This is a genomic window from Botrimarina sp., from assembly GCF_040219535.1.
In the GTDB taxonomy this organism is placed as follows: domain Bacteria; phylum Planctomycetota; class Planctomycetia; order Pirellulales; family Lacipirellulaceae; genus Botrimarina.
Genome location: NZ_JAVJSH010000012.1, coordinates 535,018 through 559,143, shown reverse-complemented (window position 1 = coordinate 559,143; position 24,126 = coordinate 535,018). Strand labels below are relative to the sequence as shown.

At 69.8% G+C, this 24,126-nt stretch carries 16 protein-coding genes and 1 pseudogene; 13 read left to right on the top strand and 4 right to left on the bottom strand.

Going from position 1 to position 24,126, the window contains the following annotated elements; all coding sequences use genetic code 11:
* Positions 1 to 689: 689 nt before the first annotated feature.
* The 9 genes and pseudogenes from RIC11_RS06440 to RIC11_RS06400 all read left to right on the top strand — a co-directional run bounded on the left by RIC11_RS06440 (position 690) and on the right by RIC11_RS06400 (position 13,426).
* Positions 690 to 2,240: a hypothetical protein gene (locus tag RIC11_RS06440; protein ID WP_350209487.1), complete on the top strand. Its 1,551-nt coding sequence runs from the start codon at positions 690 to 692 to the stop codon at positions 2,238 to 2,240.
* Between the two features lie 175 nt (positions 2,241 to 2,415).
* The gene (locus tag RIC11_RS06435) at positions 2,416 to 5,463 is read left to right on the top strand and encodes an efflux RND transporter permease subunit (RefSeq protein WP_350209486.1); all 3,048 of its coding nucleotides are present in this window, start codon (positions 2,416 to 2,418) and stop codon (positions 5,461 to 5,463) included.
* Between the two features lie 92 nt (positions 5,464 to 5,555).
* Positions 5,556 to 6,863, top strand: coding sequence for a S41 family peptidase (locus RIC11_RS06430; RefSeq protein ID WP_350209484.1), 1,308 nt, complete (start codon positions 5,556 to 5,558; stop codon positions 6,861 to 6,863).
* 18 nt (positions 6,864 to 6,881) lie between these two features.
* Entirely contained in the window at positions 6,882 to 8,258 is a 1,377-nt protein-coding gene (locus RIC11_RS06425; protein ID WP_350209482.1) for an SLC13 family permease, read from the top strand.
* 214 nt (positions 8,259 to 8,472) lie between these two features.
* Entirely contained in the window at positions 8,473 to 9,804 is a 1,332-nt protein-coding gene (locus RIC11_RS06420; RefSeq protein ID WP_350209480.1) for a PQQ-dependent sugar dehydrogenase, read from the top strand.
* Positions 9,805 to 10,201: 397 nt separating this feature from the next.
* Positions 10,202 to 10,699, top strand: coding sequence for a hypothetical protein (locus tag RIC11_RS06415; protein WP_350209478.1), 498 nt, complete (start codon positions 10,202 to 10,204; stop codon positions 10,697 to 10,699).
* A 163-nt stretch (positions 10,700 to 10,862) separates the two neighbouring features.
* Positions 10,863 to 11,762 carry a PEP-CTERM sorting domain-containing protein gene (locus RIC11_RS06410; protein WP_350209476.1) on the top strand — a complete coding sequence of 300 codons (900 nt, stop codon included), beginning with the start codon at positions 10,863 to 10,865 and terminating at the stop codon, positions 11,760 to 11,762.
* A gap of 3 nt (positions 11,763 to 11,765) precedes the next feature.
* A pseudogene (locus RIC11_RS20705) lies at positions 11,766 to 11,987 on the top strand (type II secretion system protein); the annotation flags it as partial.
* Positions 11,988 to 12,484: 497 nt separating this feature from the next.
* Positions 12,485 to 13,426, top strand: coding sequence for a hypothetical protein (locus RIC11_RS06400; protein WP_350209472.1), 942 nt, complete (start codon positions 12,485 to 12,487; stop codon positions 13,424 to 13,426).
* 623 nt (positions 13,427 to 14,049) lie between these two features.
* On the opposite strand, the gene RIC11_RS06395 is transcribed toward RIC11_RS06400, so the two are convergent.
* Genes RIC11_RS06395 through RIC11_RS06385 form a run of 3 tightly spaced genes read right to left on the bottom strand, consistent with a single transcriptional unit; the run spans position 14,050 to position 16,630 of the window.
* On the bottom strand, positions 14,050 to 14,667 hold the full coding sequence (locus RIC11_RS06395) for a YeeE/YedE thiosulfate transporter family protein (RefSeq protein WP_350209470.1): 618 nt from the start codon (positions 14,665 to 14,667) through the stop codon (positions 14,050 to 14,052).
* Positions 14,660 to 15,190 carry a YeeE/YedE thiosulfate transporter family protein gene (locus RIC11_RS06390; RefSeq protein WP_350209468.1) on the bottom strand — a complete coding sequence of 177 codons (531 nt, stop codon included), beginning with the start codon at positions 15,188 to 15,190 and terminating at the stop codon, positions 14,660 to 14,662. The genes RIC11_RS06395 and RIC11_RS06390 overlap by 8 nt, the downstream gene beginning before the upstream one ends.
* A 36-nt stretch (positions 15,191 to 15,226) precedes the next feature.
* Positions 15,227 to 16,630, bottom strand: coding sequence for an MBL fold metallo-hydrolase (locus RIC11_RS06385; protein WP_350209466.1), 1,404 nt, complete (start codon positions 16,628 to 16,630; stop codon positions 15,227 to 15,229).
* A 298-nt stretch (positions 16,631 to 16,928) separates the two neighbouring features.
* On the opposite strand from RIC11_RS06385, the gene RIC11_RS06380 reads away from it, so the two are divergent.
* Genes RIC11_RS06380 through RIC11_RS06370 form a run of 3 tightly spaced genes read left to right on the top strand, consistent with a single transcriptional unit; the run spans position 16,929 to position 19,394 of the window.
* A complete protein-coding gene (locus RIC11_RS06380; protein WP_350209464.1) occupies positions 16,929 to 17,099 on the top strand; it encodes a hypothetical protein in 171 nt (56 codons plus the stop codon).
* Positions 17,100 to 17,158: 59 nt separating this feature from the next.
* Positions 17,159 to 17,674, top strand: a complete 516-nt coding sequence (gene nrfH / locus RIC11_RS06375) for a cytochrome c nitrite reductase small subunit (protein ID WP_350209462.1) — start codon at positions 17,159 to 17,161, stop codon at positions 17,672 to 17,674.
* A 4-nt stretch (positions 17,675 to 17,678) separates the two neighbouring features.
* Positions 17,679 to 19,394: an ammonia-forming cytochrome c nitrite reductase subunit c552 gene (locus RIC11_RS06370; protein ID WP_350209461.1), complete on the top strand. Its 1,716-nt coding sequence runs from the start codon at positions 17,679 to 17,681 to the stop codon at positions 19,392 to 19,394.
* Between the two features lie 37 nt (positions 19,395 to 19,431).
* Here the strand turns inward: RIC11_RS06370 and RIC11_RS06365 are convergent, their stop codons facing one another.
* Complete coding sequence (locus RIC11_RS06365; RefSeq protein WP_350209459.1) at positions 19,432 to 22,443, bottom strand: autotransporter-associated beta strand repeat-containing protein; 3,012 nt, start codon at positions 22,441 to 22,443, stop codon at positions 19,432 to 19,434.
* Positions 22,444 to 23,034: 591 nt separating this feature from the next.
* Here RIC11_RS06365 and RIC11_RS06360 point away from each other — a divergent pair.
* Positions 23,035 to 24,075 carry a DUF1559 family PulG-like putative transporter gene (locus RIC11_RS06360; RefSeq protein ID WP_350209457.1) on the top strand — a complete coding sequence of 347 codons (1,041 nt, stop codon included), beginning with the start codon at positions 23,035 to 23,037 and terminating at the stop codon, positions 24,073 to 24,075.
* Positions 24,076 to 24,126: the final 51 nt, after the last annotated feature.

The window sequence follows — 24,126 nt, the reverse complement described above, 5'->3', positions numbered from 1 at the left end:
CGGGCGTCGGGCTTGGGGGCGATCCTCGGGCGAGCCGCAAGGCTCGCCACCGAACCGCCCGCGTCGGCGCCCCCGGGACGGTCCCCGCGGCGCCGCGCAAAACACAGACACCGTACCAGCCCGCTGGCGCCGCGTGCAGTGGCCAGCGGGGCGATGGGCTCGTATCCCGCGGCGGCTAGCGAGGCGCCCGGGTGGGTCGAAGGGGGAGTGGAGAGTGGGGAAGGCGGCGCAAGCGACCGGCGCGATCACTCCCCACTCCCCACTCCCCACTCCCCACTCCCCACTCCCCACTCCCCACTCCCCACTCCCCACTCCCCACTCCCCACTCCCCACTCCCCACCCCGCCTTCCCCCTGCTGGCGCCGCCCGCGACCCTGACGGTTGTGCCGGTCCGCCCCTTCCTGCCGATTCTGCCGGCAATTTCTGCACTGACGGTTGTGCGGGGTCGATTACTTGGCACAGGCGACCGGAGTGTCGCCGCCCGCAGGGGGGCGCCCCGCGGGGTCACTGCGCGAGGAGCGTGTCGCTGTCGGCCGGGGAGCGTCCCGGCCGCGCGGCGCGGCGCCAGCGCACCAAACCGCCGCGAGGCGCAAGGCAGTTGCCGACCGCGTGCCAGCGGCCGCCCTTCCCAGCAAACGGGAAGGCCGGCCGCCGCGCCGCCGGTCGGGCGAGACCCGAGGAGACTCATCCGTGGCGCACCACAAGTTCACGTACGTGACCGTGCTGCTCGTCGGCGTGGCGCTAGGGCGCCTAGCCAGCCCGGCTGCCGCGCAGACAGCCGACCCGCCGGGCGGCGACTTGCCGGGCTACGACGCGACCGACCTGGAGCTCACGCTCCCCCCCGCCGCGGCCACACCCGCCCCGGGCGCCGCCGCGCCGCCGCCGATGGCCGAGCCGGTCGCCGGCCCCGACGATCCCGTTGCCGTCGCCCCCGAACTGATCCCGCCCGGCGCCGGCGCGCTCGAGCCGATCCCCGCTTACGACCCGACACAGCACGACCCGCTGCAGCACGACCTGCTGCCGCTCACGGGCGACTACCCGGCGGTCACCGAGTCGAGCGGCACGTGGCTCGAGCGCGGCTTCTGGTACGCAGACACCGAGCTCGTGATGATGGCGCGAACCTGGGACGACAACGGCCGGATCCTGTTTCAAGAGTTCGACTCGCTCGAGAACCAGATCGTGCTGCAGATCGACGTGACGTCTGCGCCTACGCTCATTCCTATTCAAGATCAGCGACTAGGAGAGAGCAGCCCTGGGTACGACGGTTCGATGAGGCTGACGCTCGGCAGATTCCTATTCCGAGATATTCAGAATCGAGATCACTGTCTTGAAGCTCTGTTCTTCGGCGGCAACGACCTGGAAGAGTCGGTCGCCGCGGAGGCACAGCAGCTTGGCATTGGCCAAGGCATCGACCAGCTTCTCACAAGTGGCCAGCAGCGCAACGCGCAAGGCCTCCACGTGCCCGCCGGTATCGACGGGAGCGCGCCGTTCCAGGTTGACAGCAGCTTCGCGTTTCCGTCATTCGACCAGGCGACCTCGATGCAGGCCGACTACGTCAACCGATTCCTCAACTGGGAACTGAATTACAACGTGTCCGGCCGCTCCGACAAGGATCGGATGGAACTTCTGCCATCGGGCGAATGGGTCCGGAGAGCGGCCTCGAACATCACCTACGATTACTCTGCTGGTTTTCGATACTTCGACTTGGAAGAACAGCTCTTTTGGAGAGCAACCGAGATCCGCTCCCTCGGAACGAGTCAGCAGTTCATCGTAGGCGATCCTCCCAATCAGGCTGTCGCAACCGTCTATAGCGACACCCCAGACGGCGCCTACCGCCTCCACACGACCAACGACCTCTACGGGCTGCAGCTCGGCGCCGGCGTCAGCTACCAGACCGACCGCTGGAGTGTGACCCTCTCAACCAAGCAGGGCTTCTACATCAACGACGCCCGCTCGCGCCGGCAGTTGACCTTCACCGACGACAACGACGCCGACGAGAACAACTTCAACCTCGATCTGCACGAGAACGGCGTGTCGTACATCGGCACGGGCAGCATCGTGGCCCGCTACCACCTGCGGCAGAACCTGTCGCTGAGGGCCGGCTGGGAGTTCATGTACATCACCGGCCTGGCCCTCGCGCCGAACGAGGCCAACTTCAACCCCGCGGTGGGTCAGCAGCTCCACCTCGTCGGCGACGTGCTCTACCACGGCGTGAACGCCGGCGCCGAGTTCTACTGGTGAGGGACGAGGGGCGGGGGACGGGGGAAGGCCTGCACGACCGAACCGGCCGTGCGAGCGTATTCCCTCGCCCCCCGTCCCTAGCCGCGCGTCCCTCCCTCCGCCGCTCGGCGTAGGCGCTCGGGGGCTCGCCGCCGTACAGTAGCGGTTTGCGCGACGCTACCTCCCCGCCGCTAGCATGCCCCCTACGCCCGAAAACCCGCCCCCAGGCGAGCCTCCCGCCAGGGGGGAGTCGTTCCTTGCGCGGCGCTCCGGCGGCCTGACCCACTACCTGTGGATCGCGCTGGCCGTGACGCTCGTGCTCGCGTTTATCCCGCGCGGCGTGCGGAAGGCGCTGGAGAGCAACACCAACAAGGCCGAGGACTGGCTGCCGGCAAGCTACCGCGAGTCGGCCGACCTGATGTGGTTCCGCGACCACTTCGTCGGCGACACGTTCGTCCTCATCAGCTGGGACGGCTGCACCCTCGGCTCGCCCGAGAAGCTCCGCCTGCTCGAGCAGAAGCTCCGCGCCGAGAAGGACCCCGCCGGCTGGCGCTGGTTCCCCAAGCTGCTCAGCGGGCCCGGCGCGATCGAGGAGCTGACCGAGGGCGCCGCCGGCCTGGACCGCGACGCGGCCATCGAGCGCCTCGAAGGGGCGCTGGTCGGCCCGCCGAAGCTCGACGCGCAGGGCCAGTCGCTGGGCGACGGCTCGCGCACGACCTGCCTGCTGGCGTTCCTCGACAGCCGGCTGACCGACTCCAACCTGGTCATGCGCCGCGCGGTCGAACGCGTGCGCGACCTGGCGCATGCCGAGTGCGGCGTGCCGCTGGCCGACATCCACATGGGCGGCCCGCCGGTCGACAACATCACGATCGACATCGAGGGCGAACGCACGCTGATCCGCTTGGCCGGGCTGTCGGGCATCGTCGGCCTGTCGCTCTCGTACCTGGCGTTCCGCAGCATGAAGATCACCGCCATGGTGTTCTGGACCGCCGGCGTGAGCGCGGGGGCCAGCCTCGCGCTGGTCTACTGGTACGGCGTGTTCGAGGTGCTCGGCTTGGGGCTCGACAGCCCGCGGCTCGGCGCGGCCGACGCGATCCTGATGTCGATGCCCGCCGTTGTCTACGTGCTGGCCCTGTCCGGCGCGATCCACCTGGTCAACTACTACCGCGACGAGCGCCTGGAGCACGGCCTGTGGGGCGCGGCGGAGCGTGCGGTTCGGGTCGGCTGGGGGCCGTGCCTGCTGGCGGCGTTCACCACCGCGGTGGGGCTCGGGTCGCTCGGCACGAGCGACATCCTGCCGATCCAGAAGTTCGGCGTGTTCTCGGCGATCGGCGTGCTCGCCACGGTGATGCTGCTGTTCGCGATCCTGCCGGTCTTCCTGCACCGCTTCCCGCCGGGGCGCAACATCATCGAGGGCCGCAAGCCCACGCTCGAGGCGCTCGCCCACGCGTGGCACGCGCCGCTCGCGCGGTTCGTGACCACGCGCCACACGCTGACCGCTGTGATCTGCGTGGCGGTGATGGGGGTGGTCGCGATCGGCACGACGCGGATCCAGACCTCCGTGCAGCTGCTGAACCTGCTCGACGACAGCTGCGACCTGATCACCGACTACGAGTGGCTCGAGGCCCACCTGGGGAACCTCGTGCCGATGGAGGTGATCGTCGCCCTGGACGCCGCGCAGCTCCGCTCGCCCGACGAGCCGGCTATCGACCTCGCCGCCGACGGCGCGCCGCGCTACCGCATGACGATGTACGAGCGCACCGCCATGGTCCGCCGGCTGCAGGGCGAGATCGAGTCGCTGCCGGGCGTGAGCCGCGCGCTGTCGGCCGTCACGTTCGCCGCCGCGCCGGTCGACCAGCCGAGCGCGTCCGCCCGCCGCGCGGCCGAGTACACCACGTCGCAGCTGCTCCAGCAGTCGCGCGACAGCCTCCTGGACTACCTCCGCCTGGAGCACAACGAACAGGGCGAGCCGACCGGCCGCGAGCTCTGGCGCGTCAGCGCCCGGGTGACCGCGCTGGGCGACATCGACTACGGCCGGTTCGTCCAGTCGCTCAAGAAAGAGGTCGAGCCGGTGCTCGACGCGTACCGCCTGCGCGACCGGCTCGCCGCGCGGCTGGCCGAACAAGGGCTCGCGCTGGACCGCGCGGACGTCTGCCTGCTGATCGACGAGGCCGGCGCGGAAGACCCCCGGCGCCCGCCGGAGGGCTCGACCGCCGCGCGGCTGGCCGACGTGCTGGGCGACTCGGCCATCGGCGGCGTGACGGTCTACCCGCTCAGCGCGTACGAGCAAGCCGACGCCCAGCGGCAGGCCCGCGCGCGGGAGCAGCTCGCCGAGCGCTTCGACGCGGTCGTCACGCTCGACCCCGCGGCCGCCGGCCGCCTGCCCGGCCTCGACGTGCTCACGCTCGAACCGCCCCCCCACGCCGACGAACCCCCGCCGGCGCTCCAGGCGTCGACCGTGTACACCGGCATCGTGCCGCTCGTGTACAAGACGCAGCGCGAGCTGCTGGGCAGCCTGTTCGAGTCGATCGGCTGGGCCACCGTGCTGATCGCCTGCGTGATGATGGTCGTGCTCCGCAGCCCCGCGGCGGGCGTGGTGTCGATGCTGCCCAACGTGTTCCCGATCGCGATGGTCTTCGGCTCGCTCGGCTGGCTCGGCATCAAGGTCGACATCGGCATCATGATGACGGCCAGCGTGGCCCTCGGCGTGGCGGTCGACGACACGCTCCACTTCATCACCTGGTTCCGCCGCGGCGTCCGCGAGGGCCTCGACCGCCGCACCGCCACGCGCCAGGCGTACGAGCGCTGCGCCACCGCGATGACCCAAACCACGCTGATCGGCGGGCTCGGTCTGGCGGTGTTCGCGGTGAGCACGTTCACGCCGACCCAGCAGTTCGGCACGCTGATGATCACGATGCTCGGCATGGCGCTCATCGGCGACTTGGTCATGCTGCCGGCGATCCTCTGCGGCCCGCTGGGGCGCTTCTTCGCGCCCGGCTCGCCCGCCACGCCCGAGGAAGCCGCCCGCCGCGACCCGCCCGCATCGGCGAGCGCCGCCCCGCCGACCCCCAGCCAAGAGCCCCCCCACGAGTCCTCCGCAGGGCCCTCCCCAGGGCCCCGCGCCGAAGCCGCGCCGCTCGGCGGCGACCCCTCACCCAACCGCGGCCCCGCGCCGCACGAGCCACTCTCCCCGGCCAACGCCGCGCTGCGCGAGAAGCTGCAGAAGTTGGGCAGAAGAGAGTGAAAGTCCGCTGCGAGCCGCCGCGCGGTGTGGGATGATAGCGGCGTGGCGACAAGCTCCTTACACCTAGCCTCTCTCCCCTTGCTCCTCGCCTCGTGACGCGCCGCAACCTGACCGTGCTCGTCGTGTCGTTGGCGGCGGGCGCGTTGTGTTTCAGCCGGGCCGAGCAGAACCCCTACGCCCGCGACGCCAGCCGCGCCTACCGGCTGATCGACTCGCTGTCGCTCGAGGACCCGCCCGACGAGGAGCTCTTCGCCGGCGCCGTGCAGGGGATGGTCGCGGTGCTCCGCGCCCGGGGCGACGAGCACTCCGCTTACCTGCCGCCGCAGATGGCGCAGTCGTTCGAGGCCGAGATGAGCCAGCGCTTCGGCGGCGTGGGCGTGCGGATCGGCTTGGAGGGCGACCCGCCGCGCGTGGTCGTCGTCGAGCCGCCGCTGCCGGGCACGCCCGCCTACGCGGCCGGCATCCGCCAGGGAGACACGGTCGTCGCGGTCGACGGGCGGCCGACCGCGGGGCGTTCGCTCGAGGAGGTCGTGTCGATGACGCGCGGCCGCCCCGGCGAGCCGGTCACGCTGACCGTGCGCCACGAGTCCGGCGGCGCCCGCCGGCCCGCCGAAGAGAGCTTCCTGATCGTCCGCGAGGTGATCCGCTTGCCGTCGGTGCTGGGCGACCGGCGCACGCCGGAGGGGGACTGGCGGTTCCGCCTCGAGCAGGCGCCCGGCGTCGCGTTGGTGCGGCTGATCACGTTCGGCGAGCAAACACCCGGCGAGCTCCGCGCGGCGATCGATCGCGTGCTCGCCGAGGGCGCCGAAGCGGTCGTGCTCGACCTCCGCCAAAACCCGGGCGGGCCGGTCGGCGCGGCGATCGAGGTCGCCCGGCTGTTCTTGCCGGAGGGGGCGCCGATCGTTTCGACCCGCGGCCGCGACGGCGAGGTGCTCGACACGGCCGCCGCCGCCGCCGACGGGCCCTTCCTCGGCGTGCCGCTGGCGGTGCTGATCGACTCGGCCTCGGCCAGCGCGAGCGAGATCGTCGCCGCCGCGCTGCAAGACAACGGCCGCGCGGCGGTCGTCGGCGCCCGCTCGTTCGGCAAGGGAACCGTCCAGACCGTGCTGCCGCTGGGCCCACGCGACGCGAGTCTCAAGCTCACCTCGGCCACCTACTGGCGCCCCAGCGGAGTGAACATCCACCGCCTCGCCGACACGCCCGAGGGCGACCCCTGGGGCGTGTCGCCCGACGAGGGGGCGGCGGTCGAGCTGACCGACGCCCAGCGCGACGCGTGGCTCGCTTGGCGCCGCGAGCGCGACCTGGCGGCCCCCTCTCTCGACGCGCCGCCCGACGCGCCGCCGCCGCTCGAGGCCGACCGCGCGTTGGCCGCGGCCGTCGAGCGGCTCTCCTCCGACTGACCCGCGCGCCCCGCCGCCATGAAGCAAGCGACGCTCTGCCTCGGGCCGCTCCTGGCGGCGCTCGCCGCGTGGGCCGCGCTGGCCGGCGGCCTCGGGGCCGACGCCGCGTGGACGGCCGGCGTGACCACGCTCTGCGCGCTCTGGTGGGTGTTCGAGCCGATCCCGATCCCGGCCACGTCGCTGATCCCGATCGCCGTGTTCCCGCTGGTCGGCGTGCTCACCGCCGAGTCGACCGGCGCCGCGTACGGCAGCCCCCTCGTGCTGCTGTTCCTCGGCGGGTTCCTCCTCTCCGCGGCGATGGAACGCAGCGGCGCCCACCGCCGCATCGCCCTGGGCATGGTGTCGCTGTTCGGCGCCACCAGCGGCCGCTGGCTCGTGTGCGGGTTCATGCTCGCGTCCGGCCTGCTCAGCATGTGGATCTCCAACGCGGCCACCACGCTCATGCTGCTGCCGATCGCCCTGGCGGTGCTCGAAGGGACCGACGACGACCGCCTCGCCGGCGCGCTGCTGCTGGGCGTGGCTTACGCGGCCAGCATCGGCGGCATCGGAACGCCGATCGGCACCCCGCCGAACCTCGTGTTCATGCAGGTCTACGCCCGCAACACGGGCGAGTCGCCCACGTTCCTCGAGTGGATGACCTGGGCCGTGCCGATCGCGTTGGTGATGGGCCCGGCCGCGTGGCTGTGGCTCACCCGCGGCCTCGGCAAGCAGTCGGCGATCGTGCTGCCCGAGGTCGGCCCCTGGCGCCCGGCCGAGGTCCGCACGCTGGCCGTGTTCGCTGTCACGGCGCTGCTGTGGGTCACCCGCAAAGAGCCCTTCGGCGGCTGGAGCGGCTGGGCCGGGCTGCCCGGCGCGAACGACGCGAGCGTCGCGCTGCTGGCCGTCGTGGCGATGTTCCTGATCCCCGCCGGCGGCGACGACAAACACCAGCGCTTGCTCGACTGGGAGTCGGCCCGGCGGATCCCGTGGGGGATCCTGATCCTGTTCGGCGGCGGGATCGCGATCGCGGCCGCGTTCACCGAGTCGGGCCTAAGCCAAGCGATCGGCGAGTCCCTGTCCGCGGCGGCGGCCGCCCCGCCGTGGCTGCTGATCGGGGTCACCTGTTTGCTCGTCACGTTCCTCACCGAGGTCACCAGCAACACGGCCACCGCCACGCTGCTGATGCCGCTGCTGGCCGCGGTGGCCGTCGGCGCGGGGATCGACCTGCGGCTGATGATGGTCCCGGCCGCGATCAGCGCGAGCTTCGCGTTCATGCTGCCGGTTGCCACCCCGCCCAACGCGATCGCGTACAGCGCGGGCCGCTTCACCACTCGCCAGATGGCCAGCGAAGGCCTCGCGCTCAACCTCTTCGGCGTGGTGGTCGTGACCGCCTGGTGCGTGTGGCGCTTCGGGTAAGGCGCCGCCCCGCCGCCGCCGCCGCGCTCCCAAGGCCCTTCAGAGAACCGCTCCGCCGGTGGGCGGCCGGCAGCGGACCACTAGAATACGCGCCTGGAATAAACGGCGCGCCGCCCGCTCCGCGGGTAAACTCTGCTTCCAAGCCGCCCGACCAAGACCCCCGACCGAGCGGCCCAACCGAGCCGCCCGACCGAAACGACGGAGACCGACCACCATGCCGACACCGCACGAAAAGCTCGTCCTGCTCACCGCCTGCCTGCTGCTCGGCGGGGGCGCGTCGGCCCGCGCCGACGCCGTCGAATCGATCAGCGACGCCAAGAAACAAGAGCTCGCCTCGCAGCCGCCGGTGACCGTGTCGACCGCCATCGGCGACCTGACGCTGCCGCCCCCCTACAACACCGAGTCGACGACCAAGAACAGCCGCATCGTGCCGTGGCCCGACGGCGCGGGGCCGCGAGCGCCCGAGGGCTTCACCGTGACAAAATTCGCCGAAGACCTCGACCACCCCAGGCGCGTGCACGCGGCGCCCCATAGCGAAGAGGACGGCGGCGCCGACTACTTCGTCGCCCTCAGCGACGACGCCCGCTCCAGCCCGAACCGCATCCTCCTGCTCCGCGACTCCGACGGCGACGGCCGACTCGACGAGACCTTCGAGTTCGCCACCGAGGCCAACGGGATCAACCAGCCCTACGGCATGACGATCCTCGACGGCCACTTCTACGTCGGCAACGTCGACGCGGTCGTGCGGTGGCCCTACCGCGAAGGGATGACCCGCCTGGAGGGCAAAGGCGAGCAGGTCGCCGAGCTCCCCGCCGGCGGCTACAACCACCACTGGACACGCAACCTGCTCGCCACCCGCGACGGCGAGCGTCTGCTGGTCACGGTCGGCTCGTCGAGCAACGTGGGCGAGCACGGCATGGACAAGGAAGAACGCCGCGCGTGCATCCTCGTGATGGACCCCGACGGGTCGGACGAGGAGCTCTACGCGTCGGGCCTGCGGAACCCGGTCGGCATGGACTACAACCCGGCCACGGGCGAGCTGTGGACCGCGGTCAACGAGCGCGACAAGATCGGCGACAACCTGGTCCCCGACTACATCACCAGCGTCCGCCGCGGCGGGTGGTACGGCTGGCCCTACTCGTACTACGGCGACATCCGCGACCCGCGGTGGGCCGAGGACCCGCACGAGGAGCTGGTCGCCAAAGCGATCGTGCCCGACGTGCCCGTCGGCCCGCACACCGCGTCGCTCGGCTTGGCGTTCTACACCCAGGACCGGTTCCCCGAGCGCTACCACGGCGGCGCGTTCGTCGGCCAGCACGGCTCGTGGAACCGCGCGAACTTCTCCGGCTACAAGGTGGTGTTCGTGCCGTTCGACGACGAGGGCCGACCCCAACCGCCAGAAGACTTCCTCACCGGCTTCATCGCCGACGGCGACGCGAGCCAAGTCTACGGCCGCCCGGTGAGCGTCGCCGTCACACCGCGAGGCGACCTGCTCGTAAGCGACGACGACGGCGGCGTCATCTGGCGCGTGTCGTACGGCGACTGATCGCTCTGCCGGGTAGCGGGTCGCACGGGTTGGCCGGCTGGCCTGCCCGCGTGGCGGAAGCCAAGAAAGGCTCCGCCCATCTCTCTGCCCGACGGGAGACTGTTCTCGGCCTGCCTGCGCCGCCAGATCGACTGCGACTGGCGGCGCTCGAGGTCTGCCCGGCGGCGACCCACCTCAGCGAGTTCGCCAGAGCCCGAAACCCGCGAAGTCGGTGCAACCGACCGCAGTTACCTCGACAAGAAACGCGGCGTCACCACGGGCGGCTCACCCTCGCCGTAGTTGGTTGCGACGCGCGAAGCGACAATTCGTCGCAGGGAGATGGCGCCGATCGCCGCATTCGGAAGCTTGTGCGGGTGTGAGAATGTGCGAAGCTGGGCGAGATTCGATCGGAGAAGCTGTGCTCGCCAACCTTCCACAACGTATCGCTCGACGAAGCGTCGCCGCGCTACTCGCGGCGGCTTGCTTGTTCGTTGGCGCCACGGGGGACTCGCTCTTCTACCTCTTCGAGTCTCTCGCACTTGTCGGTTCGGCCGACGAGCAACCCGCCGAGGCGTACTTCCACCATCACGGCGACGGCCTCTGGCATCATCACGGCGCGCCGCACCGCGGGAGTGCGACCGAGACCGAATCGGGGAGAACCGACCACCGCTTATCGAAAGCCGTCGCGGTCCGTGGTGGGTGGACTTCTGGAATCGACACGCTTTCCCGGCACGACCACTCTACGCTGCTTCTTGCGCTCGCCTCCACGTGCGAGCTGAGCCTCCTGCTTGCCCCGCCGGCATTGGAAGGTTCGATCGCGGATCAATCCGGCGCGGTGTGCGAACTCAGCGACGCCTTGCCGCTGGTCCTAGCGAGCCTCGGCCCGCGGGGCCCGCCGTTTGAAGACTGTGTCTAGCTCTGCTCTCTCGGCACGCGCCCGGGCCGTCGTCGCCTTGGGTCGGTTTCAGCGGAGGTGCGCGACATCGCGTTTCCGCCGACGCTGTCTTTATCCACACGACAACAGTGCGCCGCCACCGATGTGGTGTGGCGGTGCGTGATCACCTTAGGAACCAAGTCTCGTGAGAACTCGAATCTCCAACCTCGGCCTGCTCGCCACGGCGGCCGCCGCGCTGTGTGTCGCCGACAGGGCCGACGCCCACGGCCTGCAGATCCTGCTCGACTCGGACGGCGACGGCGGCCTGCAAGCAGAGTACGACTTCGGGCCGCACCCCCGCGTGGCAGGTGTTCAGATCGACGAGGCGTTGTTGTGGGACGAACGCGTCCGCTACGCGCCAAATTACCCGACGCTCGCGGTTGGCGGCGAGGAGCGGATCACGTGGGAAGGCCAAGACTACCTGATCCAGTACGACCCGGCAGAGTGGGACAACCAACTCGAATGGCGGCTGGCTTCTGAGTCGACGGACTTCCCCGGCATCACGCCGTTGCGGGGTGGGTTCGAGGCAATCGAGTCTTACTACGGCGACGGCACGCTCGACCTGCGGGTCAACCTGCAAGGGCCGCTCCTACGCTGGGAAGCCGGGGCGTTCACGCCGGCGGCCGACGCGAGCGTGAGCCTCACCAGCCAAGACTGGCCCGAGCCGGACGACGGGTTCTGGTACGTCGAACTGCACGACGAGGTCACCTCGGCGACGGGAGTCGTTTCGACCGCGCCGTACGACCTCTCGTGGGCCGGCTACGACGACGGTGAGCACTGGCACTACCTGTGGACGCTCAACGGACCTAGCGATGGGACGCCAGCCGCCGACGGCGTCTACCTGGCCGAGTACACGATCAGCAGCGGCGACGGCGGGCTAGAGACCGAGCCCATGTGGCTGCTGTTGCGGCAAGGCGTGGACGCCAACTCGTCGGACTACCTTGCCGCCGAGGCGGCCGCCATCGCGGCGGTCCCCGAACCTACGACGCTCGCGGTAGCCGCGGCCGGCCTCGCGGCGCTTGGCTCGCGGCGGCGGAGGGCCTAGGTCATGCCGCGCCCGCTCCGCAGGATCGGGTTCACGCTCGTCGAACTGCTCGTGGTGATCGCGATCATCGGCGTGCTGGTGGCGATGCTCTTGCCGGCGGTCCAGAGCGCGCGGGAAGCCGCGCGCTCGACCGCCTGCAAGAACAACCTGCGCCAGGTTGGCCTTGCCGTGATCCGCTACTGCGACACGCACAGTGGGGAGTTCCCCGAACTCGACCACAGCTACGGCGAGGACTCCAGATCATGGATCTTCGCACTGGAGCCGTATGTCGAGTCGGTCGACGAGATCCGGATCTGTCCGACCGATGAGCACGGCGACGAGCGACTGCGGCTCGACATGTCGAGTTATGTGCTTAACGACTACCTAGTCGGTGTCGTCGACGGGGGCGTGCGCGACCGCGACAAGCTGCAGGCGACCACGAAGACCCTGCTCGGTATGGAGATCGCGGACCCTCCAAAAGACGCCGAAGGCCAGCCCGACGTGACCGCTCAGTACGAGCACGCCCACGCGAGCGCGTGGTTCACACCGGGGGCGATCGCGTTCGGGTTGGTGCAAGCGAACGTCGAGAAAGACATCTGCCTCGAGCGGCACCGCACGGGGTCGCACTACCTGTACGTGAGCGGCCACGTGCGGACTATCTCCGCCGCACAAGTCCAGGAATGGATCGATCAGCCGTACGATTTCGCGCGTCCGCAGTGACGCATTCTATAGAAGGGACCGATATGCTCACGCGTCTGTTCGCCGCCACTGCGGCTCTGTCGTTATTCGCCAGCGCCCAGGTCGCGCTCGGGCACGGTACCCCCGCGGAGGTGACGGTCGTGGACGGCCGGTTGACGATCACGGGCAACGCCCCAGCGACTCCCGAGGGTTTCAGCGACCAGCTGTTGGCCGAGACGATCGCCGGGTCGGCGCTGGCGCCGGTTTCGCAAGACCGTCTCTTCACCGACTTCCCCGGCGTCGACGTCCGCGGCGTCGCTGTGGGATCGGGCCTGTGGATCGAACCGATCCTGCTCGACGCCGACCCGGGCCCCGGGGTCACGCCGCGCGGCGTGTGGTGGTGGTCGCCGGCCTCCGACGAGATCGAGCCGCTCGACGAAGCGTTCCGTGTCGACCTGATCTCTGCGCGGGGTTTCGGCTTCACCAGCCTCGCTCCCGACGAGGCGCTCGCCGAACCGTTGGAGCTGATGGAGCCGCTGGCGGTCGATCTCAATGACCACCGCCACCCGCTCTACTACGTTGTTCCCAGCGGATCGGCCGCCCCGATCGGAGCCTTCGCTTTCTTTGCGCGGATCACCTCACCGACGTACGAATCGTCGGCGCCCTTCCTGATCGGTCTGAACCACGGGCTGCCTGCGGGTCAGTTCGTTGAAGCGGTTCAAGCCATCAACGAAGCGGCCGGACGGATCCCCGGCGACTACGACTACGACGGCGCCGTCATTCCCGACGACTACCTCGCCTGGAAAAACGAGTACGGGAAGAGTGGCCTCGATCTCGCAGCCGACGGCAACCAGGACGGCGTCGTCGACGGAGCCGACTACACGGTTTGGAGGGACCGCCTGATGACCGCGCCGGCGCCGTCCGAGTCGCGTCCCGTGCCTGAGCCGACCGGCAGAGCGATCATCGCACTGGCAGCGATCACGATGGGAGTCTGTCGACGGTCCTAGAGCAATGAGGCTGGACCGGCACCGGCGACTTGGCGTTTCGCCGAACTGACGGCGGTGGCGATTCCCTCTGAGGATGTGCTGTCGATTCGACCGCGGGCATCGGCGTCAACGACAGGGTCAACGCCGGATGAGAGACCCTCGCGTCGCGGGCTAATTGAAACCTACTCAGGTCGTAAACGCCGAAGCAACCTAGCGGCACATTGGTTTAGGCCGAACCATGCCGACCCTCGGCCGCAGCTCTCGTCGGTGCCTCCCGGCCGCACCTACCCGCGACCGCCCGCCCGGTGGGCGATTCTGGCCGAATTTGGCCGGGCCGCAGGCCGGTCGACCGGCGATAATGCGGGGTCGCGCTCGGTCGCGGCGGCCGCTCTCCGGGGCGAGGGGGACGCTGGTGGGATCGGCTGCGGCGCGGGGCGCGTTTCGTTACACGGGCCGCGACACGGCGCTTCGTGTAACGTCTCCGCAAACCCAGGCGGCGAAACGCGTTAAGCCCCGTTTGGACGCGCTGAAGCGTGACAACGCGTTTTTTTGCGCGCCACGTTTGTAACGCTTCGAACCGGCGGCGATCCGCGTTCGGTGGCCAATTCGGGCGGGAGCAATCGGGTCGGCACTGTGGGTCTCCGTTATCCCTTCGGGCCCGAGGTCGCGCGGCGTTCGCCGCGGGCCGAGCGAGGGAGGGCTTGGTTGATCGGCGGCCGCTTGCCGCCGCCGAGCCACCGGCTGGCCGCCAATCCACCCAGCCCCAAAACGCAAAGCCCACCGATCCAGAGCCAAGCGGGCGCGCCGCTCCATCCGGGCAGCGTGACCTTTCCTGCGTCGCCCCAAGCGGTGAGCGCGGCCGAGAGCCGCGGGTAGATCGCCACAAAAACGCCCGCGCCAACCAGCATGCCCAGCACCCCCACCATGGCGTCGCGGCGGCCTTCGCCGCAAGCGGCTACGCCGGTGCCTGGGCAGTAGCCGAAGACCGCCATCCCGACCCCGAAGCACACCCCTCCCGCGACGACTCCCAACCACACCAAGGGCTTGATGTGCAGCGAGACCGCGCCGGTCGGCAGCAGCGCGTACACGCCGACCGCCCCCACGACGACGGCCGTGCCCATGATCTTGACCACGGTCCAGTCCCGGAGCAGGAATTGGCCGACGATCACGTGGAACTTCGCCACCCGCCCCTTCTGCAGGAGCACGCCGAAGACCACCCCGGTCAGCAGGCCGAGCGCCAAACGCCAAAGGGGATCAAACATCGCCTGCTTTCCTCCCATACACGAGCAAGGCCGTGGCGGTAGCGACTGAGAAGAAGATCACCGAAAACAGCCAACTCGACGCGGCGAGCTGCAGATTGCCGCTGATGCCGTGGCCGCTCGTGCACCCCTGGGCCATCCGTGCGCCGAACACCATCAGGGCGGCGGCGAAGAACGCCGCCGTGAGCCGCAGCCCGGGGCTAGCGCCGAAGCGGCTCTCCCACAGCGGCGGGACGGTCGTCGGCGCGCGATCCCCGGACGCCATCGAGCTCATGAGGCTGCCCAGCAGCACGCCAACGACCAGCATCCATTCCCAGCCGATCTTCGGCGACTCCTGCTGATAGTAGCTGTTCGCTTCCGCCACGGCGGGCAGCGTCGCCTCGATCAGCATCGCCGCCGTGTGCTCGAACGCCGTGGTTATGCCCAGCGGGTGACCGGCGCTCCAGAAGGCGAACCAACTCAGCACGCCGATCCCCGCCCCCACGGCGTAGGGCGTCCAGGACTTTTTCGTCAGCGGATTGACCATGCTCCGGCTCCTCACGAGTGCCCGCCGCGCGGCGGCTCAACTCACCACCTCGTAGCCCGACGCCTTCCACGCTTGGAAGCTGCCGGGCACGTTGCGGACGTCGCGGTAGCCGGCGCGTTCCAGCAGGCTGGCGGCGATGCTGGCCCGGTAGCCGCTGCCGCAGTAGGCCACCACGGGCTTCTGCTTATCCAAGCCGGGACCGCCGTTCACCCCGTCGCGCATGTCGGCCACGTACAGGCGCCTCGCGCCGGGGATGTGGCCCCCCTGCCACTCGTCCGGAGCACGCACGTCGAGCACCTGCACTTCCTGGAGGTGTTCCTTCAGTTCGTGCACGCTCATCTGCGGCGTGCGCTTGAGCGGCAGCCCGGCGTTCTCCCAGGCCGCCATGCCGCCGGCGAGGTAGCCGGCGAACTTCGTGAACCCGGTGTTGGCGAAGCTCCAGAGGAACCAATCGAGGTCCGACTCGTCTTCGACGACCAGCAAGATCGGCGTGTCGTGCTCGAGCATCTGGCCCGCCCACACCGACAGCTCGGGCCGGGGCCCGAGGTTCATCGCCCCCTCGATGTGCCCGCCACCGAAGCCGAGCATCTGCCGTGTGTCGACCAGTTGGGCGTCGCCGCGGTCGCACGCTTTGGCGAACCGCTCTGCCGGCAGGCCCCGGACGCGTGGCGCGCCGCTCAACACGGGGGGTCCCTCGGCGTTGAGCTTCTTCAGCGGCTTGTAGTGGTGGGGCGCCGGCGGGGCGCCCTCGGCGACGAAGGCCTTGAACTCCTGGAAGTCGGCGTGGTGCAGGAACGGGTTGGTCCGCCGCTCGTAGCCCACGGTGCTCATCGGCCGCTCGCCGATGTCCGCCCCGCAAGCGGACCCCGCCCCGTGGCAGGGGTAGAGGATCACGCCATCGTCGAGCTTCAGGAAGTAGTCGCGCAGCGTCGCGAAGAGCTGCTGGACCAGCTCGTCGGTCTGTTCCTCGCCGAGCAGGTCGGGACGGCCGGCCGAGCCCACAAACAGCGAATCGCCGGTGAACACGCCCCACAGCGAGTTCTCCCCCTTCGAACGTTCGTGGATCTCGTACGACAGGTGCTCCGGCGTGTGGCCGGGTGTGTGGCGGCCGACCAGCGCGACCGCGCCGAAGTCAAAGCGGTCGCCGTCGTGGACCTTCTCGACGTCGAAGCCGTACTCGGCCTTCGCTTCGCCACTGGCACACAGTTGCGCCCCGCCCAGCCGGTGAACCAGCTCGCGCGCGCCGCTCATGAAATCGGCGTGGATGTGCGTCTCGAAAACGTGCGTTATCGCCACGCCGTAGCGGCGGGCGAGCTCCAGGTAGACGTCCACGCTGGGGCGCGGATCGATGACCGCGGCCGTGCCGCTGCTGTCGTCCCCGATCAGGTACGAGAGCTGTGCGATCCCTTGGGTCTCGACCCGCTGAAAGACCATGGTCATGGCTATCTCCCGACGCCGGTGGCGGCCGCATGCCGCAGCGGCATGCGTGTTTCGGCGGAGCCGCGTGGCCGCTTAGCGCGGCGTTGCTCTGAGCAGCGCTGGGCGACTCCCCCCGAGAAGGGAGAGCAACAACTGCGCCGCCTCGACCGGCGCCGCGCGAGCCGGCGAGGGGAGGGTGCAGGAACTCGGGGCTAACCAACAGCTTGTGGACATTGCTATCCGTCGCGGGTACCCTTGCGGGCCTCTTCGTCAGCTGGCCGACGGTTAGCAGTCACCGCTATTCTGCCGGAGCCGAGTTATGAAGGCTGCTTCTGGCGTCTTGGGCGCTGTCGCGCTGCTCTTGGTGCTGGTCGCGGTCGGCGACGCGATCTTCGCAGAACGTGTGCCGATGAGTTGGCCCGTGTACGGCGGCCTCGCCCTGGTTTGTGGGGCGATTAGCGCGGTGCTGTCCCGGAAGGCCGTCGGGTAGGTGAGTCGCCTGCCCGACCGGGACCGCCGGCAGGCGATAACGCAACGAGGCGGACCTCTGTGAGCGACCCAGCGAAACCCGCCGCCAGGCGTCGGGGCCAAACCTGGCTTGCGCTGGCCGTCGCGGTGATGTGCGGCGCGCTGGGCGGATTGGGCACATTCACCTTCGGCTACGGCGAGGGGCACGCGTACCTGGGCAACAACCCGGCCAGCTGCGCGAACTGCCACGTCATGCAGTCGTTCTACGACTCTTGGCAGAAGTCGAGCCACCACGCGGTCGCCGTGTGCAACGACTGCCACACGCCGCACGACAGCCTGCTGGCGAAGTACCTCGTCAAGGCGGACAACGGCTTCTTCCACTCGCTCGCTTTCACGACGGGCCAGTTCAAGGACCCGATCCAGATCAAGCCGCGCAACGCCGCCGTCGTGCAGCACGCCTGCCTCGACTGCCACAAGCAGCTCGTCAATCACATGCTCCCGGCCCAAGAGGGGGGCGACATGCTCTCCTGCGTCCATTGCCACGCGAGCGTCGGGCACGCACAAACCGTCGCGCCGCGACGACACGAAGGATACTAAGCCAATGCGGATGCTCCCCCACCGGTCCCGCCGCGGCGCGGCGGCCGTGCTCGTCCTGGCGTTCGTGGCCGCGGCGGTCGCCACCGTGCTGGTGGCCTGGGTGCTGATCACGATGTTCGGCCGCAAGCAAGAGGCCCGCGCGCCGTACGTGCGTGTCGCCGAGGTCAGCGAGATCAGCACCGACCCCGTCCCCTGGGGGCTCAACTGGCCGCACCAGTTCGACGGCTGGAAGTCGACCGCCGGCGACAAGTTCTACGGCGGCTCCAACGCGATGCCCGAGTCGAAACTCGAAAAGCAGCCCTGGCTCAAACGGCTCTACGCGGGCTACGCGTTCAGCATCGACTACCGCGAGGCGCGCGGCCACGCGTACATGCTCTACGACCAGGGCGTCACCCAGCGCGTGACCAAGAAGCCGCAGGCCGGCGCGTGCCTGCACTGCCACGGCTCGACGACCGTGCTCTACCGCCGGGTCGGCCTCGAGGCGATGGGCGAGCCGGTCAACGAGGAGACCCTCGCCGAAGAGTTCAACATGGAGGCCGTCCAACGCGGCTTCGAGGAGCTCAGCCCGATGCCGTACGACGAGGTCCTCGCCATGCTCAAACGCACGCCCGACGGAACCCCCGGCGAGGGCGCGCCGGTCTTCCCGCAGCCGCCGCCGGGCGGCTTCGAGGGGGAGTTCGCCGGCGAGCAGGTCCCCGAAGACCACCCCGCCGTCGGCGAGGCGCACCCCGTCACGTGCATCGACTGCCACGACCCCCAGACCATGGCCATCCGCGTCACGCGGCCCGGCTTCATCAACGGAATCGCCGCCCTCGCCGAGGGCGACTCGCCGGCTCCCCATCTGCCAAGCATCCAGAAGTGGCGCGACGCGGGACGCGAAGGCGATTACGATCCGAATGCCCACGCGTCCCGCCAAGAGATGCGCTCCTTCGTGTGCGGCCAGTGCCACGTGGAGTACTACTGCGCGGACAAGATGACCCTCACCTTCCCGTGGCGGAACGGGCTGCGCATGGAGGACGAGCAGCGCTTCTGGGAAGAAACCGAGTTCCCCGGCGGCGAGCCGTTCTACGACTACAAGCACGCCGAGACCGGCGCGATGGTCTACAAGGCCCAGCACCCCGAGTTCGAGCTGTGGAGCCAAGGCGTGCACGCCCGCAGCGGCGTGAGCTGCTCCGACTGCCACATGCCGTACGAGCGTGTCGGCGCCGCCAAGGTCTCCAGCCACGACGTGCGCTCGCCGCTAGAGAACCTCAACGCGGCCTGCCAGAACTGCCACCCGCAGAGCGAGGGCGAGCTGCGCGAGCGGATCGAGACCATCCAGTCGAAGAACCTCGCGCTGCTCGACCGCGCGGCCAATGCGATGACCGACATGCTCGACGCCATCCGCGAGGCCCAGGCCTCCGGCGCCGACGAGCAAGCGCTGCGCGACGTGCTCGACCTCCAGACCAAGTCGATGTGGCGCCTGGACTACATCAGCAGCGAGAACTCGCGCGGCTTCCACGCCGACCAAGAAGCCGCCCGCATCCTCGCCGAATCGATCGACTACAGCCGCCAGGCGCAAGCGATGGCGCTGCGTGTGCGAGCGCCCGATCCGCCGGCCCTGGAGGAGTTGCCCGAAGAGCCCGTCGAAGGGGTCACCCCCGAGCGCCCGCGGTCCGGCCGCGCGGCCGGACCAAGCCCACCGCCCGGACCGCCGCAGGCCGGGGCGCCCGAAGCCTGATCGCCGGGCGCCCGATCCCGCGTGCGGCGTGTGGCGTTCAGTCCTGTCGCCTCCGAGTCGGGGCCAGCCCGGCGGCCGCAGGAAGCAGCACGAGGGCGATCGCGCCGGGTTCGGGCACGCCGGCGGCGGCCGAGGCCCCGCCGAAGATCGTCGCGCCGTAGTTGGCGACCCACAGGTCGTAGTGGTCGCTTCCGATGGGGCCGGCCACTTCGCCCACGTTCTCCAGCGTGCCCTCGACGGCGCCCTCGTTGTCGCGCCAGAGGGTGTAGTCGGCCGCGTCGACGAGCCCGTCGTTGTTGAAGTCGCCGGCCAGGCCGGTCTCGGGCGCCACGGTCACCTGGAGCAGGCCCGTGCCGGACAAGAAGGAGCTCTCGAAATCGGCGCCCGACCCGACGGCGCCGTACGTGCCCAGCGTGAGTTGCGGGATCCCATCGAGGTAGAGAGCCGCCACGGCGTCGGCGCCGGCGAAGTCGAGGTCCAGCAGCCCGCCGTCCAGCACCCCGACGTCGGCCGAGTCGGCCAGGTAAGCGTTGGTGATGCTCAGCACGCCCTCCTCGACGGTGGTGTCGCCGCTGTAGGTGTTGGCGCCGTTCAGGATCCACTTGCCGGCGCCGGTCTTCGCCACGTTGACGACGCCCGTCGCCGAGTCGCCAATGATCGGGTTGAGCACGTTGTCTCCGGCGTTGTCGCCGGTCAGCGTGAAGGTCCGTTCGACGTCGACGAAGCTGAGCGTGCTTGGTGTCTCGCCGAAGTTCACGAACGGGCCGACCGGGTCGCTGAACTGCACGCGGGTCGGGCTCTGCACCCTCACGATCGTGATGACCTCGTCGTCGTCGTCGCCGGATTCTTGCAGGAACTGACCGCTGATCTGCATGCCGGGGGCCAGGTCGCTGGTGTCGCCGATGTCGTACGCGACAAACGTGCTGGCCTGGGTCACGCCGGTCTCGAACCCGAAGCCGGCCCCGCTGACGATCCCGGACCGGGCTTCCGCGGTGTCGATCGTCAGCGCGCCGGTGTTGCTGAACACGAGCGGCCCGCTCCCCGAGGCGTCGAGCGTCGCCCCCCGCGTGCCGATGGTGAACAGCCGGTCGGTGGTGTCGCCGGCGCCGTCGTAGCGCAGCGTCGCGCCTTGCACCACCAGGTTCGCGCCGTCGCTCGACGAGGCGCCGATGCCGCTGGGCTGGCCGCCGTCGCGCAGATGCGAAACGCTCAGCGTCGTGCCCGCGTAGGCGCCGCTATCGAAGCCCTCGACGCGGCTGCTGAGGGTGTTGCCCTCGACGCGGGTCACGCCCGTGTAGTCGTTGGTTCCGGTGATGCGCACGCCGCCCAGCCCGCGGAGCGTGCCGGAGTCGAGGCCGTTGGTGGCCACGAGGCCGTTGGCGCCCGTGAGCTGGTTCGTGCCCGGCAGCGTGATCACGCCCGTGCCGCCGCCGAAGCGGTAGGTCGCGTTGGCCGGCGTGACCGAGCCGGTGTAGGTGACGCCGTTGGCGTCGCCGGCGAGCGACATGTCGGCGGCCCTCGCCAGCGGTCCGGACGTGAAGTCGAAGTCGGCGGCGGCCTCGGCCGGCGTGAGCATCAGGCCGCCGTTGTCGTAGTCGAAGAACCAGACGACGTCGCCCGCGGCGGAGATCGGCCGCTGGTCGCGGTTATTGAGTTTGGCTAGCAGCGTGGTGTTGAGCGAGTTCGGGTCGCCGCTGTGGTAGATCGTGCCGGTGTCCACGCCGACCGAACCAGCGACCGACCGGATATCGGCCGCCGGCAGCGAGTCGTTCGACGCGAAGTGGAGGTTGCCCCCCTCGACGAACGTCGAGTACGAGTAGGTGTTCTCGACGCCGGTGATGCGCACCGTGCCCGTGCCGCGCACGCCAAACGACTGGGGTTCCTGCTCCAGCTCGTCGATGCGGTTCTTCATCTGGCCGGAGATGATCGTCTCGCCGCTGCCGTCGAAGTACAGCTCGCGCTTGGTCCCCTCGGGCGGGTCGCCGTCGGCGCCGATCTCGCCGGACACGGTGAACGTCTTGCCGGCGGGGAGTTGGTTGACGATGCCGCGCGAGTTGGTTTGGGTGATGCCGCCGGCCCAATCGAGGCTGTGCTCGCCGGCGATCGTCACGTAGCCCGAGAAGGCCCAATCGTTGTTGATCGTGCGGCTGTCGCTGGTCGAGATCATCACGCTGCCCCGACGGACCGCCGCCGTGCCGAAGGCCAGGTCGTTGTCCAGCACGATCGGGCCCGCCGCCACGACGAACCCGCTGATCGTGTTGGCGCCGCTCAGCACGGTGGTCGTGTCGTCGCCGCCGCCGAGCTGGAGCCGGCCGCCGCCCGAGATGATCCCGTTGATGCGGACCGTGCCGGGGCCGGCGCGATTGATGCCGCCGTCGACGGCGCCGGGGGCCGGGTTCACGTCGTCGACGACGACGGGGCCGTTGATGTGCAGCTCGGCGTTGGTGGTGTTGAGGTTCAGCTGCGATGCGCCCTCACCGAAGGTGAGCGGGCCGGTCAGCGTGAGGTCGTTCGTGGTCTCGAAGTCGTCCAGCGACCTCATCTCGACTTGCTCGCCGTTGATGAAGACCGGCGCGCTGATCACGTTGGTCGATCCCGGCACGCCCCCGCTGACGAGCAACGCGCGGCCCGAGTTGAAGGCCGGGATCACGTTCTCCGGGTCGGTCTCGTCGTTGAGCTCGTAGTTCTCGAACACGAGCCTCCCGCCGGTCGCCGAGACGGTCGTCGCCACGGGCCCCAGCGTGCCGCCGAGCCGCAGCGACGCGACCGTCACGTCGGTGGCGCCCACGTCGATGTCGAGGTCGCCGCCCAGCGGCACAGACAGGTTGGCGCCGACCACCGGAGAGATCAGCACCTGCGACATATCCTCTCGCCCCGGGTCGTTGGGGAACTCGGGAGTGCTCCAGTTCTCGTCGATCTGCCAGCTCTGCACGCCCGTCAGCGAAGCGTTCCAGTCCGATTCGGTGAGCTGCCCCGACGCCTGCCCCGCGCAAAAGGCGATGGCGGCCGTCGTGAGGCCCAACAAGCCGATGAGATCCCGCATAGCCATAGACATCATCTCGACCCAAGATGTTGGCGGAAGAAAAGGATTGCCGAGCCAAGGCGCGGAATAGGAGGCGCACAGCCGGCCGGTCACGCGTCGAGGCGGTCACGCGTCAAGGCGCAAGCCTCGTGCGAACGATTAGATGAGATCAGATGAGGAGCACGCGGGCCGCGGTTGCGGCTGCCACGAGGCGTGTCTCACGTTAGCACACCGAGTAGCCCGCCGGCGCCCATACGTGCCTGTTATCCGGACAGAGCGGGTAGCGGGAACCACCGAACTTCCGACAGGCTTATCTAGTGTGGCGAAGCCGCCACAGGCCCGGCTCGGTTGCTCCACCGCGGCAGGACGCCGACGGACTCTTGCCGACGCGCGCACGAGGCCCCGCTGCCGCTCTGCTCCGTGGTAGGATTACCCGGTGCGTCGTCGGGTGGCCTCTGGCTGAGCGTCCTCGGCGGTGTACGCCGGTCGTCTCGTCTCACGTCTCACGTCTCACGCGGCGTCGCTATTAAGACAGGCCGAACCTTGGGCACGCGCGCGTTTCTTAGCGAAGCCGGTGGGGGACGAAAGCCCGCCCGGTCCGGCAGGCCGCCCTCCGGCGTGACGCTGGTCGAACTGCTCGTCGTGGTCGCGATCATCGGCGTGCTGGCCGCGTTGCTGCTGCCGGCCGTTCAGGCGGCGCGGGAAGCGGCCCGCAACACGCACTGCAAGAACAACTTGCGGCAGATCGGCCTCGCGGCGCTCGGCTTCGAGGCGACCCACGGCGCCCTCCCAGCCGGCGGCTGGAACGCCGCCTGGATGGGCGACCCGAACGAAGGAACCGGCGGGCGGCAGCCCGGCGGTTGGATCTTCCAAGCGGCGCCCCACCTGGAGCAGGCGCACGCCTCACTGCCGGGGTTAGGCGTGACCGACCTGTTCGGCCTTCGGGACGCGTTGGCGGAGCTGGCGGCGACCCCCCTGCCGACGATGAATTGCCCCAGCCGGCGAACGGCCCGTGTCTACCCGGCCTACGACCACGACGGGTTCAACTTCTCGCCCCTCGGCCACGCCGCCAAGACCGACTACGCCGCCAACGGCGGCGAGCGTATGAGGGTCGGCGGGCGGTCGGTCGGCCCCTGGCTGAGATCGCCCTTCGCCGGCTCGCGTTGCAGCGCCGGGTACCCCAACTGCCGCTGGGTCAGCGACGACGACTGGCTCAGCCGCCGCTGGAACGGCGTTGTCGGCGACCACACCGGCGCACGGCTCGCCCAGGTCACGGACGGGTCCGCCCACACGCTCTTCGCCGGCGAGAAGTGGGTCTACGACCTCTACTACGACCGTGTGACGGTCGACTCCGAGCACGACAACCGGACCAACCGCACGCCCCACGACAACCCGGGTGACAACGGTTCGATGTACGCCGGGTTCGACTACGACAACATCCGCATCGCCCGCCCGCCCCGACGCGACACGGACTACGACACCCGCAACCCCCAATCGGACAAGAAGGGCGCCCACTACCAAGACCGGTTCGGCGGCCCCCACCCGGCCGGGCTGAACACGGTGCGGTGCGACGCGTCGGTGCACGGCGTCGGCTGGGATATCGCGTCGGGCGCCTGGACCAACCTGGCCGCCCGCAACGACGGATTGATCGAGCCTTAGCGGGCTGTCGATCGACCGCCGCTACGGCCGAACGCTCCGTCCACGAATCGA

Excerpts from the sequence above, each read along its gene's own strand:
- RIC11_RS06435 (WP_350209486.1), top strand. The coding sequence starts at position 2,416 with ATGCCCCCTACGCCCGAAAACCCGCCCCCAGGCGAGCCTCCCGCCAGG.
- RIC11_RS06425 (WP_350209482.1), top strand. The coding sequence starts at position 6,882 with ATGAAGCAAGCGACGCTCTGCCTCGGGCCGCTCCTGGCGGCGCTCGCC.
- RIC11_RS06420 (WP_350209480.1), top strand. The coding sequence starts at position 8,473 with ATGCCGACACCGCACGAAAAGCTCGTCCTGCTCACCGCCTGCCTGCTG.
- RIC11_RS06400 (WP_350209472.1), top strand. The coding sequence starts at position 12,485 with ATGCTCACGCGTCTGTTCGCCGCCACTGCGGCTCTGTCGTTATTCGCC.
- RIC11_RS06395 (WP_350209470.1), bottom strand. The coding sequence starts at position 14,667 with ATGTTTGATCCCCTTTGGCGTTTGGCGCTCGGCCTGCTGACCGGGGTG.
- RIC11_RS06390 (WP_350209468.1), bottom strand. The coding sequence starts at position 15,190 with ATGGTCAATCCGCTGACGAAAAAGTCCTGGACGCCCTACGCCGTGGGG.
- RIC11_RS06385 (WP_350209466.1), bottom strand. The coding sequence starts at position 16,630 with ATGACCATGGTCTTTCAGCGGGTCGAGACCCAAGGGATCGCACAGCTC.
- RIC11_RS06380 (WP_350209464.1), top strand. The coding sequence starts at position 16,929 with ATGAAGGCTGCTTCTGGCGTCTTGGGCGCTGTCGCGCTGCTCTTGGTG.
- RIC11_RS06370 (WP_350209461.1), top strand. The coding sequence starts at position 17,679 with ATGCGGATGCTCCCCCACCGGTCCCGCCGCGGCGCGGCGGCCGTGCTC.
- RIC11_RS06365 (WP_350209459.1), bottom strand. The coding sequence starts at position 22,443 with ATGGCTATGCGGGATCTCATCGGCTTGTTGGGCCTCACGACGGCCGCC.